The organism is Microcoleus sp. Pol11C3 (genome assembly GCF_036701485.1).
Lineage (GTDB): Bacteria > Cyanobacteriota > Cyanobacteriia > Cyanobacteriales > Microcoleaceae > Microcoleus.
Window position 1 is genome coordinate 1 of the sequence record NZ_JAUBQW010000173.1, and the last position, 11,387, is coordinate 11,387.

Consider the following 11,387-nt stretch of genomic DNA (forward strand, 5'->3'; position numbering starts at 1 on the left):
GTATGGGGTTGTCCACGGTTTATACCTCTCTCAAAACATGAGCCTAGTTTACTTTGACTTGTGTGTACACGGTAGCTTCATTTCCCAGGATTAACTCGCTAGCCCCTGAGCCATTTACTGTATCGTTGCCATCGAGTGCCCAAGCTCCTAAAGGGAAGTTGTTTAGATCTCCAGGAGTAAGTTGAATTCCTTCCGAGGTGTTGTCGCCAATTAAGCGCAATGTCCCTGACGCATCCGGTTTTAAAGCCATAGCTAAAATCTCTGTGTGTTGGTAGATTACTAACCCTACTTGAGCCAATACTGGCTCACAAGTTGGTCATAATTCAATTAGAACCGTATTCAATATAACTCGAAACCGTATTTTCCAAAAGCATAGCAACAGTCATCGGCCCGATTCCTCCCGGCACCGGCGTGATAAATTCGGCTACTTTTTTAACAGCATCAAAATCCACATCTCCGGCCAAACGACTCGTACCGTCAGGATTGACGACGCGGTTAATACCGACATCAATTACTACTGATCCAGGTTTGACCATATTAGCTGTAATCATTTCTGTGCGCCCGACGGCGGCTATTAGAATATCGGCTTGGTTGGTAATCGATTCTAAGTTTTGCGATCGCGAATGAGCTACAGTAACAGTACAATCGGCTTCTAACAGCATCAGCGCCATCGGTTTGCCTACCAAAATACTTCGGCCCAAAACAACGGCATTTTTTCCTTTCAAATCAATCTGGTATTCCTGCAATAACCGCATCACTCCGGCGGGAGTACAACTCCGCAAACCTTGCTCCCCGCGCACGAGACGACCTAAATTTACAGGGTGAAGTCCGTCAGCATCTTTGTCGGGGGCAATTTGGTACAGCAGCGAAATTGCGTCTAAGTGTTCTGGTAGCGGTAATTGAACTAAAATGCCATCTACTCGATCGTCCTCGTTGAGTGCACGAATTGCAAGTTCTAGTTCGGCTTGAGTAGCGTTTGCGGGGTAATGCTGGCCGAAGGAAGCTATGCCAACCTTAGTGCAGGCTCGCTCTTTGTTGCGAACATAGGCTGCGCTGGCCGGGTTGTCGCCCACCATCAGCACCGCAAGTCCCGGAGGACGCCCCTTTTGGGGTTGTAGGGCGCGGACTCGATCGCTGAGTTCGGTTTGAATCTTTGTCGCTAAAGCTTTGCCATCTAGTATTTGAGCAGTTTTGGCATCCATTGTAGACTCTGGGTTAGGGGCTGACGATTTTAGATTTTAGCTTAATCCCCGCCAAGGACTACACTAGAGAAATTTCTGACTTGCGATCGATTCTTTGGATTCTGTTAAAGTAAGTCGTATCTCACATCTCAAATCTCAAATCAGTTGACCAATGACTACTGCAATTAAGCAAGTTTGGGTTCAAAGATTCTGCACCGGCTCTTTATCGCTAATCCTCGCCAGCGGTTTTTTCAGTTGTGGCAATTTACCTCTATCTCAACTTAATCTTGGTTTTAATGTGGCTAGCATTGGCGACGTTCAACAAAAACGGCAAGTCGATGCTGAAGTTTATCTTCGGGGAAAGGTAGAAAATCGAGCTCCGTTTGTTGGGAATGCCGCTTATCAACTTGAGGATGGTACTGGTAGTATTTGGATTTTAACCAAGCAAGATTTGCCCCAGCTTGGTGATGAAGTGTTGCTGAAGGGAGAAGTCCGCTACAAGAGTATTACTCTCAAGGAATTGGCAGGCAAGGATTTAGGTGAAGTTTATGTTGAGGAAATGGAACAATTAAAGCGCACTCCAGCGACTAATAAATAAAAATACGAAGATGCTAATTTATTTCAATAAGTAAGTCTATTTCCTACAAATCAAAGGTTTATATTTGTGCTTGGGCGATTTGGAGCTGTTTATTTATCTTCAAAGTTCATTAACCATAATATTATGGTCGGGGCGGGTTTACCTATATTTTGGGTTAATTTTACAGATGTTGGTGAACCGGCTCCTACAGCAATTTCTTCCTTCTCTTTTCTTTCTAACACATGACTAAAATTCACGTTGCGATCGCGATTTTGTACCAAGACGGCAAGTTTCTCTGTCAGTTGAGAGATGATATTCCTCATATCAGGTATCCCGGACAATGGGCTTTGTTTGGCGGACACTTGGAACCGGGAGAAACTGCCCAAGTGGCTGTATTGCGGGAATTGAAAGAAGAAATTAGTTATGCTCCTGCAAGTGTTTCTTTTTTCTGTTGTGATGTCGAAAAAGAGGTCGTTCGGCACGTTTTTCATGCACAACTTAGTGCGGATGTCAAGGATTTAATTTTGCTTGAGGGATGGGATATGAAGTTGTTGACACCCGAGCAGATTAGGGCGGGCAAATGCTATTCTGAGCAGTCAGGAGATGTGCGACCTTTTGGCATTGCTCACCAGCGTATTTTATTGAATTTTATTGAGTCGATTTGATAAAATTTCCGCGCACCCTAGATGGGAGCGGTTTGAGCTGGGAGATATTCGTAAGGTGCGCCCGGTGGTACACCCTACATTGCAGGGGTTTTAAAAGTTAAGAGCGAGCAGCAATCATTCCCGTTTGGCGCGCGTAGTCAAACAACCCTCCGGCATCTATTACAGGCCCTACTTCTCCTAAAGGTTTGAGGGAGAAAGTTTGATCGAGAGTGTGGTTGATAATTACCTCTGCTGTAAAGTCGATCGTCACTTCTTGGCCCGTTACAAACAAGTCGCAGAGCCGCTCGACTGATTCGATCGGGTACAATTCGCCAGTAGCCGAGCAATTGCGAAAGAAAATGCGGGCGTAAGACAAAGCTACCACTGCTGTGACGCCCGCGGCCCCCAGAGCGATCGGAGCGTGCTCCCGCGAAGAACCGCAGCCAAAATTTTCGCCCGCTATGATAATCGGATACCGGGTTTTCTGTTCACCGGATTCGATAAACTTACCGTAGCGATCGGGCAACCCAATCATAGCGTAACTGCCTAGTTTCTCGTACTCATCCGGCTTTGAGGGAACCAGGGTCAGGTATTCGGCAGGGATAATTTGATCTGTATCGATGTTGTCGTCTACAACAAAAATTTGACCGCTAATTACTTTACCCATAGTTTATTTCCTGTTAGCCTCGCTCGATGCTGTGGTGATAATTTTAAGTGGATCAGTATGCAAAATTTGCATCTGTTCATTTTAACCTGGCAGTGTCAGTGATAACCTGTATGAGTAAAAATTAGATCCGAGACTTTGGGTTAACAATTAACAGATTGCTAAGCGTCAAGATAGTTTTATGGCAAATCCAATAGATGACATTGCTCGACAAGCTCGCAAGGGTTCGGTTGCATCGATTATTCAAATCCTTAATGACGAACTGGCACAGATAGGGGTCAGGGCCCGAGCCGTGTTTGCAGACGGGGCGCTGCAACTGCTGTGCGAAGCTGCAACGCCCCAACTGCTCGAAGAGTCTAGTTTGGTCGATCGAGTCCGAGAAATTTTGGAACGCATTTCGCCCCACAATATTCGCCGAGTCAACATCAACAGCCGGCTTGTTCGAGAACACCAACTGCTGTGGCTCGAAGAAATTAGTCGCGATCCCGATAATCAACTGTTGTGGTCTCAAGAAATTAAACTCCGAAAGCCGAATTTGTTCAAGCGTTTAGCCACCGCCCATCACGAACGACAAGCTCTCGCAGGCAAGCGGGCTTTGCCGAGAATCGCTATACCTCGATCGATGCAGGAACCCCGACAATTTCAGCGTGGTATTGTCGGCGGCATCAGCTTGACGGTGCTGTTGCTCGCCGCAGCGGCAGCCATCTACAAAGGACTCAATTCCCAAGTACCAAACAGCACACAAGCCACCACCCAAGCAGTTGCCACTGCCCCTTCCTCTAAGGCAAAACCTGCTTTGAAAATTTCTAAGGAGACTGTTAATTCTGCTGTGGACTCTTTTGCCCAAGCAGTGCGAGTAGCCGAACAAGCAGCCACCCAGGGCAAAACTGCTCAATCTCGCCAGGATTGGTTAGTCGTAGCTGCTAAGTGGCAGCAAGCTTCGGATTTGATGGCCGCCGTGCCCTCCAAGCACCCCCGCTACACAACCGCTATGAACCGGACTGCACTTTACCGGCAAAATAGCGATAAAGCCCAAGAGGAAGCACAAAATAAGTAAGCAGGTAAGTGGGATAAATTTAACCAGAGGCTTAGCTGCACGGCTCTAGGTGTTGTGAAAAATGAGTTTTTGAGCAAAAACTCGAAAACTCTTAGCTATGTTATGAGTGATAAGTTGGGGATTTTGAATTTTTGCGATCGGCGTTACTCGATGGGCAGATTTGTATCACAATAAAAATTTGTTAGCAGCACAAGCTTAAATAGGAAATATCACAGGGTGAGGAGAGGGGTGTCACTAAGCGGTCTCTAGAAAAGCTTCATACTACTAATAACCGTCAAAATTAGCGGTAATGGGATTGATCATCATCCGGTAAAGGATGGTAAAGTTCATCCCGTACAGATCGAAGGCTAGAAAACAGGAAAATAGAACTCGGTCTGATCTGGGTATATTTTTACATATCGAGGGACCCGCCGACCGACTGCACAAACACAGAAAGCAGGCTCATAACGGTCAAGCCGACGGTTATGGAGAGGTTCTATATTTGCAGCGGGAGCCGGCTCAAACATCTTAGAATAAAGGCTTGGTTGCCATGATCGATCGCCCGGGAAATCAAGACTTTACTTTGATCGACCGATCGCCGTCAGAGTCTTGCACTTTGCATTTACCGCAAATCGCAGAACCAGTATCAGTCCAAAAATTTCTGGATCGTCTTATGCAGTACCAGGTCGATCCTGCCCTTCTTGGGCAACAAATTTGCCAAATTCTCGCCACCAGCTTTGATCGAGAACTCCTGCTGCTGCAAATAGCCAATACTTTGGGGGTTGCATGGGGGGCAGATTTCTGTTTGGTTACTGCTGTGGTTGACCAAAAAGTAGTACATCCGAAGGCTTACTGGCAAAATAGCAGCGATTTCCCATATTTTGTCGGTGTTGCGGATTCCACTGAAACACCGGAACACCCCCAAACCACAAGATTAAAACCGCCTAGCATATCACTCGAACATCCCGTTTGGGCAAACGTCCTAGCAGACGGCGAGATAGTGGCGATATCCGATTATCTAGATATTCCGGCAGCTTCATCGCCCAATTCCCGTGTGACTCCGCTGCCTTTTCGGGCAATTTTGGCAGGGCCTGCGCGATTTGGAGGGGCTGTAAATGGCATGATGATTGTTGGTAAGTTGCAACCTCACGAGTGGTCGGTAGCGGATCGGCAGGGCATTGAAGCAGCATCAGACGCGATCGGCATCGCGATTTCTCACATTCAAAAAACTCAAGAAATTGCCAGCTTAAACGAACAGTTACAGCGACAAGCTAAATACAAAAATCTACTCAAGTCAGTTGCTGCCTCGATCGACACAAATTCAGAAGTCGATCGAATATTGCAGCAAGTTATTGAAAATACCGTCGATACCCTGGAAGTAGATAGAGGCCAAATCCTCCTATTGAAATATACAGATCCTCTATTTACAACTCGCTCCCCCAATCAAACTCCCAAAGCGAAAGTCGAATTAGTTGGCGAATCCGTTGTTAAAAAAGATCCAAACAAACAGGCAATAGCACAAAGTGCTACCGGAAAAAAAAGCTCAACATCCAAAACAAAAAACAAAGATAAAACTGCTAATTCCCAATCCAAAATCCCCAACTCAAAACCAAATAACTATCCAGCTTTTTGGCTGTCAGAATCTAATTTGTGCCACCAAGCATTCCACAGCGCACCCAAACCCCTCGCCCTCGCTGACGCAGGCGCATTAATCGGCAAAGAACAAGAGGCAGCCACAGAAATTTTGAAACTCCAAGGCATTCGGGGCTTGCTGCTGGTTCCCCTCACGGGCCGTAGCTGCCAGGAAACAGTCTTGGGTTTCTTTGTTTTGCAGCACTCCGAGCCGCGCACTTGGAGCCCGGAAGAATTAGAAGTTCTTGAATCAGTCAGCGCTCAAGTGAGCAAGATAATTATCCAAACTCAAACGCTTAAGGAATTGCAAACCGTAGTCTTCGACAGAACCGCTCAGTTGCAGCAAAGCCTAGATGTGCAGGGGAAACTGTACGAACAATCTGCCAATCAGCTAGAGCAAATGCGGAAATTGAAGGTGATTAAAGACGAGTTTCTCAGCACTCTGAGTCACGAGTTGCGTACCCCTTTAACAATCATGAAGCTGGCGATTCTGATGCTCAAACAAGCTGAACAGCCGTCAGCGAGTAGGACTAAGTATCTCGACATTCTAGAACAGCAGTGTTCTAAGGAAACAGCTCTGGTTAACGATTTGCTTGCCCTCAAGCAGTTTGAGCCTCAGCAAGTTCCGATTTCTCGAATCAAAATCGAGCTCAATCGTTTAATTCAAGATTTAGTTAGGGATTTTGAAAAACAGTGGGCGGATAAGCAATTGACTCTGAAGGTGGATTTGCCCAAGTTGGCCCCTAGCTGGGAAACCGACCCGGACATTCTCAATCGCGTGCTGCTGGAACTGCTGACAAATGCTGGAAAATACTCGGCTTCTGGAACGGTGGTAGTTATCGAGGCGTCTGAGGCGGCCGGCTATATTGTCCTGAGCGTTTCTAATTTCGGGCGTGGCATTTCTGGTGCTGATTTGCCCCACATCTTTGACAAGTTCCGCCGCGGTACTGGCATTACTGACCAAGCTATAGCCGGTACCGGTTTGGGTCTGGCTCTGGTAAAGTCTTTAGTGCAGCACTTGAATGGTACTATTGATGTATCTAGCCGTCCGGCCGAAAGTTCAGAAGCTGACGAGTTGTGGCGTACATCTTTTACTCTGACTCTGCCTCAATTTCCAGCGGAACTCTCTAATCTAGAATAATAGTTTGGTTGAAAAGCGGTTGTGAATTGGCAGGGAACAGGCGAAGACTTGCCTTGAGAGGGAGATTTGGATCTAGCAAATGCTCTACCAAATCCTCCTTTTTGATTTGTATGTCTGGTTTTTCGTCTAAATTGCCGATTCTCTATTGCTGATTCTCCCTAGAACTTATAGGATGTTCGGTTATTTACCCGTAATTAGCGTGTGTTTGTAGTGAGTACGATCGTCCTCTCTTAATAAATTAATCAGGACTAAAGTTCTTAGGACTAACTGGATTACGGTTGTATAACCGGACTTAATATTACGCAGGAGAGACCACAGAAACTGAGTTTTTCAACAGTTTCAAAAGCCTACGAAATCTTTTCGTACAAGCCGATTTCTGCGTCTTTGACTGTCCTCTAAAAATTGTCGCGGTGCATGGAACTCGATCGCCAATATTATGCTCACAAAAGCTGCACCTAAAACCCTGCGTTGGCAACGTTCTAAATATTCGCCGCTGGCACGACAAATAGACATTTTTGCAGCGGCGGGAAAGTTTATGTTTTTTTTGTGGTGGGATGGACTGCTGCAAAATAATTCTCCTCATACTAGAAGAATTAGGGCTCATTGGTTGGTCAATACTTTGCTGAACTTAGGCCCGACGTTTATTAAAATCGGGCAGTCTCTCTCGACTCGGGCGGATTTGCTGCCGCTTGAGTATGTGAAGGAACTCGAACAGTTGCAGGATCGGGTTCCTCAGTTTAGTTCCGAAGAGGCGATCGCTCTTGTAGAATCAGAGTTAGGCAAGGATATTTACGCTTTGTACCGCGATTTTGACCCGTTGCCGATCGCTGCTGCAAGTCTAGGACAGGTACACAAAGCGAGGCTGCACACCGGGGAAGATGTGATTGTAAAGGTGCAGCGTCCGGGTTTGGAAAGTTTATTTGATTTAGATGTGAAGGCGGTGCGCCAAGTGATGCGTTTTTGCGATCGCTATTTTCCTGGAACGCGCAAGTACGGCCTGGAATCTATTTATCACGAGTTTTTTAAGATTTTATATCAAGAAATTGACTACGTGCAAGAAGGTAAAAATTCCGATCGCTTTAGCCATAATTTTCGAGAATATCCTCAAGTTATTGTCCCGAAAGTATACTGGCAATACACTACTAAAAAAGTGCTGACTCTAGAATACGCACCAGGCATTAAGGTGGACGACCGCATTAGTTTAGAGGCGATTGGAGTAGATATTACGAAGCTCAATCAACTAGGAATTTGCTGTTATTTGAAACAGTTGTTAATAGACGGTTTTTTTCAAGCTGACCCGCATCCGGGAAATTTGGCGGTGACAGAAGATGGCAGCTTAATTTTTTACGATTTTGGGATGATGGCTGAGGTTAAGTCTCTGGCTAAAGACCAAATGGTCAAGACTTTTTTTGCTGTGATGAGAAAGGATACTGACGAGTTACTCAATACTTTAATTACGATCGGCTTAGTTGAGCCGATGCCGGATATGATGCCGGTACGCAGGCTGATTGCTTTTCTGTTGGATAAGTTTATTGATAAGCCGATCGACTTTCAAGCTTTTAATGAAATTAAGAACGAACTTTACATCATGTTCGAGCAGCAACCGTTTCGCTTGCCTGCAGAAATGATGTTTATTGTCAAGTCAGTGACAACTCTCGACGGCATTGCTAGAACTCTCGACCCTAACTACAATTTCCTATTATGCGCTCAGCCTTTTGTCAAGAGTATTGCAGTGAGCAAGGGGCGGGGAAATGCGATCGGAGAATTGGCAAGGCAAGCGCGAAGTTTTATTACATATAAGTTACGGCAGCCGAGCAAATCGCAAGTTTTTATCAAGCGTTTGGAGCAGCGAATAGAAGATGGCGAGATGCAAATTAGAGTGCGAAATATCGAGAGCGAAAGAGCCTTAAAACGCATTAATTTAGCCTTAAAAACTCTGATTTTTGCCTGTGTGGCTGGTTTTGCGGTGTTGTCAGGTGCAGTGCTGCTGGTGGGCGGATACAAAACGGGGGCGATCGCAGCTTTTGCGGTTTCGGGATTCGGCGGCTTGTTTGTGCTGCGCTCGTTGTTAGACTTGTTGGTTAAGGAAAAGCTCGATCGAATGGTCGATCGATAAATATACTTGGAATTAATCATGGGTAATGGATCAGGACTCACGCACGGGTGGTCAGAAACCGGGTTTTTTAATCAAAATACTTGCTGAACACCCTAAATATCGGTTAAAAACCCGGTTTCTTTGTTCGGAGTGCCTAAGTCCTGTGGATAATATCGTTTCCGCTGGCATCGCAATAATAATTTTCCGATTTCAGTGCGATCGCCCTCCTTTCGCACATTCAAAAAAAATTCAGTTAAACTTAGTTTAAGCTAAATTATTCACCACTCGGCAATGGCAACCCAAAATCAAATTCTGGAACAGCTCAAAATTTTAGAAAAACTCTATAACCGAGGTGAAGTGAGCGAAGTTGTAGAACGAGCGCAAAAAATTATCGTTTACGAAATTGCCATTGCTCAACAACAAGCTGCAGAATTAGAAACAGATTTAAAGCAATACGAAACCCAATAGGAATGAGAATTAAATAACTTCCACAATCACAATTAAAATTGTAAGTTATTTAATTCGCGATCCATATCAAATGCCATTCCCTAAATTTTACCAAAAATTTAGGGCGGGAGAATAAGGAGATGATATCGATTTTGTTGAGTGGAGTTCTTTTTATCAAATGTGGTCTTCTATTCGAGAACGCTTGCAGATTCTTCTCTCTAATTCCCCAGCGTTGATTTAATAGAAAAAGATTTGCACAATTAACCAAGAGCGCGCTAGAAGCCGATCGCAAAAACAAAAATGATACCTAGCGTGTGGAGCGGGCTTTTTGCCTTTACCAGTTGCTAGATATCATTTCGATATCCGACTTAAATTTTCAATACCCCCAGGGGAATTCGAATCCCCGTCGCATCCGTGAAAGGGATGTGTCCTAGGCCTCTAGACGATGGGGGCGCGTTGCGTTTGCTTGTGTTCCGCACCTTTATTACCTTAACTAATCTTTTCCAATTTGTCAACTACTTTGCGAAACTTTTTTTTCTAGTCGTCCGAAAGCTCGTCGCAGTAGGCTTTGAGGATGGCGGCGCAATTGCCGATCGCCCCGAGATGAGCAATTTCAAAGCCGTGGGTGTTCTGGGTGGGGAAAGCCAAACAAGCGGCGCGGGCTACGTGGCCGAACTTCATGGCGATCGAAGCATCGCTCCCAAAACCGCTAATTACCGCCAACTGCACCTCTACATCGGCTGCTGCGGCTGCTGCGCGCAATTGGGCGTTCAATCCTTCATCGTAGACTCCGTAGCCGTCCTGAACCAGCAAAACCGGGTTTTCGCTGTCAAGAATCGGGTATTCCGGCGCCAGAGGGCAAATTTCCAAAGCGATCAGCGCGTCCAACGGCTGGCGCTGCGTGAAATACAAAGCTCCGATCGCCCCAACCTCCTCCTTCGCCGACGCTACCAAATAAACATTCACCGCAGGCTCTTTCAAACATTCCGCCAGAGCCAGCAAAATCGCCACTGAAGCCTTGTTGTCCAGAGTGTAGCTCGCGATCCAGTCCTTCAACCGCAGCGGGCGCTTGCGGTGCTTTCCCACCACCATCCGCGTGCCCGGTCGAATTCCGGCCTCGGCTAATTCCTCGGCGGTACACTTAGTTTCGATCCAGGCATTTTCCCACTTTAAGGAAACATCTTCCTGCTGAGCTTTCTGAGGAGATTCGTGAGAAACATGGCGGGAACCGAAGCTGAGAATGCCACTAATTGTTTGCTTGTCTCCGAGCAAATCCACCACGCCTTCGCCGTAAACCCAAGGAAACGCGCCGCCCAATCTGCGGACTTCCACGCGGCCACTCTCGCCTATTGTTTTAACTAGGGCGCCAATTTCGTCTTTGTGGGCGGTAATGGCGATCGACTTGGAGGGATTGCGGCCCTTAATTAGGGCGATCGCATTGTCCGCGCGATCGAGCCAAGCATTCACTCCCAGGGCGGCGAATTTTTCCATCAACCGCTGGTTAATTTCCGACTCCGCACCGCTGGGTGAGTGCAGCATTACTAATTCTTCGATTGTTTGGAACAGGCGATCGAACTCTAACATTTTTGAATTTCGTTTTTAGGATCGAATTTTGACATATATTAAAGCAGATTTACTCTCTATTTCCCCGGCGGTACAGTTAGTTTTAATTCAGGCATTTTCCCACTTGAAAGAAACATCTTTTTGCTGAGCTTTTTGAGGAACCTAGAAATGAAGCAATGGGACACAGCAAAGGGGGATTGAGTAACAAGATTCATGCGAGCGCATGGATGCGTTGGGCAATCCGTTGGAGTTTCACCTCAGCCCCGGACAAGCTGGTGACGCCAGAAGTATCCGACCAACTGCAGCCGTTGCTGGTGGCGAATACACTGCTGGCCATTGGTGACAAGTTAAGGCTCAAAGCCAGTTGTCAAGGGGATTTTCGGAGGTAGCTCAAAGAAAAAAGGTTC

Annotated in this window: 11 protein-coding genes and 1 tRNA gene; 6 read left to right on the forward strand and 6 right to left on the reverse strand. The window is 46.2% G+C overall.

What is annotated here, in order from left to right:
- Positions 1–43: 43 nt before the first annotated feature.
- Together QUA40_RS25420 and folD are read right to left on the reverse strand one after the other, a co-directional pair.
- Positions 44–250, reverse strand: coding sequence for a hypothetical protein (locus tag QUA40_RS25420; protein WP_333131032.1), 207 nt, complete (start codon positions 248–250; stop codon positions 44–46).
- A 73-nt stretch (positions 251–323) separates the two neighbouring features.
- Positions 324–1,202, reverse strand: a complete 879-nt coding sequence (folD, locus tag QUA40_RS25425; protein WP_333131034.1) for a bifunctional methylenetetrahydrofolate dehydrogenase/methenyltetrahydrofolate cyclohydrolase FolD — start codon at positions 1,200–1,202, stop codon at positions 324–326.
- A gap of 151 nt (positions 1,203–1,353) precedes the next feature.
- Here folD and QUA40_RS25430 point away from each other — a divergent pair, with 151 nt between their 5' ends.
- The gene (locus tag QUA40_RS25430; protein WP_333131036.1) at positions 1,354–1,779 is read left to right on the forward strand and encodes a DNA-binding protein; all 426 of its coding nucleotides are present in this window, start codon (positions 1,354–1,356) and stop codon (positions 1,777–1,779) included.
- Between the two features lie 221 nt (positions 1,780–2,000).
- On the forward strand, positions 2,001–2,423 hold the full coding sequence (locus QUA40_RS25435; RefSeq protein ID WP_333131038.1) for an NUDIX hydrolase: 423 nt from the start codon (positions 2,001–2,003) through the stop codon (positions 2,421–2,423).
- Between the two features lie 97 nt (positions 2,424–2,520).
- On the opposite strand, the gene QUA40_RS25440 is transcribed toward QUA40_RS25435, so the two are convergent.
- A complete protein-coding gene (locus QUA40_RS25440) occupies positions 2,521–3,069 on the reverse strand; it encodes a LeuD/DmdB family oxidoreductase small subunit (RefSeq protein ID WP_333131040.1) in 549 nt (182 codons plus the stop codon).
- A 178-nt stretch (positions 3,070–3,247) separates the two neighbouring features.
- Here QUA40_RS25440 and QUA40_RS25445 point away from each other — a divergent pair, with 178 nt between their 5' ends.
- From QUA40_RS25445 to QUA40_RS25460, 4 genes are all read left to right on the forward strand, one after another.
- Positions 3,248–4,123: a hypothetical protein gene (locus QUA40_RS25445; RefSeq protein WP_333131042.1), complete on the forward strand. Its 876-nt coding sequence runs from the start codon at positions 3,248–3,250 to the stop codon at positions 4,121–4,123.
- A 529-nt stretch (positions 4,124–4,652) separates the two neighbouring features.
- Positions 4,653–6,875, forward strand: a complete 2,223-nt coding sequence (locus tag QUA40_RS25450) for a GAF domain-containing sensor histidine kinase (protein ID WP_333131044.1) — start codon at positions 4,653–4,655, stop codon at positions 6,873–6,875.
- A 436-nt stretch (positions 6,876–7,311) separates the two neighbouring features.
- On the forward strand, positions 7,312–8,991 hold the full coding sequence (locus tag QUA40_RS25455) for an AarF/ABC1/UbiB kinase family protein (RefSeq protein ID WP_333131046.1): 1,680 nt from the start codon (positions 7,312–7,314) through the stop codon (positions 8,989–8,991).
- A gap of 270 nt (positions 8,992–9,261) precedes the next feature.
- Positions 9,262–9,438, forward strand: coding sequence for a hypothetical protein (locus QUA40_RS25460; RefSeq protein WP_333131048.1), 177 nt, complete (start codon positions 9,262–9,264; stop codon positions 9,436–9,438).
- Positions 9,439–9,797: 359 nt separating this feature from the next.
- Here QUA40_RS25460 and QUA40_RS25465 read toward each other — a convergent pair.
- The 3 genes from QUA40_RS25465 to QUA40_RS25475 all read right to left on the reverse strand — a co-directional run bounded on the left by QUA40_RS25465 (position 9,798) and on the right by QUA40_RS25475 (position 11,317).
- A tRNA-Glu gene (locus QUA40_RS25465) sits at positions 9,798–9,870 on the reverse strand.
- A gap of 84 nt (positions 9,871–9,954) precedes the next feature.
- Positions 9,955–11,001, reverse strand: coding sequence for a M42 family peptidase (locus QUA40_RS25470; protein ID WP_333131050.1), 1,047 nt, complete (start codon positions 10,999–11,001; stop codon positions 9,955–9,957).
- Positions 11,002–11,191: 190 nt separating this feature from the next.
- The gene (locus tag QUA40_RS25475) at positions 11,192–11,317 is read right to left on the reverse strand and encodes a hypothetical protein (protein ID WP_333131052.1); all 126 of its coding nucleotides are present in this window, start codon (positions 11,315–11,317) and stop codon (positions 11,192–11,194) included.
- Positions 11,318–11,387 lie beyond the last annotated feature (70 nt).

Coding starts and splice junctions, on each gene's coding strand:
- QUA40_RS25420 (WP_333131032.1), bottom strand. CDS start 250: ATGGCTTTAAAACCGGATGCGTCAGGGACATTGCGCTTAATTGGCGAC.
- folD (WP_333131034.1), bottom strand. CDS start 1,202: ATGGATGCCAAAACTGCTCAAATACTAGATGGCAAAGCTTTAGCGACA.
- QUA40_RS25430 (WP_333131036.1), top strand. CDS start 1,354: ATGACTACTGCAATTAAGCAAGTTTGGGTTCAAAGATTCTGCACCGGC.
- QUA40_RS25435 (WP_333131038.1), top strand. CDS start 2,001: ATGACTAAAATTCACGTTGCGATCGCGATTTTGTACCAAGACGGCAAG.
- QUA40_RS25440 (WP_333131040.1), bottom strand. CDS start 3,069: ATGGGTAAAGTAATTAGCGGTCAAATTTTTGTTGTAGACGACAACATC.
- QUA40_RS25445 (WP_333131042.1), top strand. CDS start 3,248: ATGGCAAATCCAATAGATGACATTGCTCGACAAGCTCGCAAGGGTTCG.
- QUA40_RS25450 (WP_333131044.1), top strand. CDS start 4,653: ATGATCGATCGCCCGGGAAATCAAGACTTTACTTTGATCGACCGATCG.
- QUA40_RS25455 (WP_333131046.1), top strand. CDS start 7,312: ATGCTCACAAAAGCTGCACCTAAAACCCTGCGTTGGCAACGTTCTAAA.
- QUA40_RS25460 (WP_333131048.1), top strand. CDS start 9,262: ATGGCAACCCAAAATCAAATTCTGGAACAGCTCAAAATTTTAGAAAAA.
- QUA40_RS25470 (WP_333131050.1), bottom strand. CDS start 11,001: ATGTTAGAGTTCGATCGCCTGTTCCAAACAATCGAAGAATTAGTAATG.
- QUA40_RS25475 (WP_333131052.1), bottom strand. CDS start 11,317: ATGGCCAGCAGTGTATTCGCCACCAGCAACGGCTGCAGTTGGTCGGAT.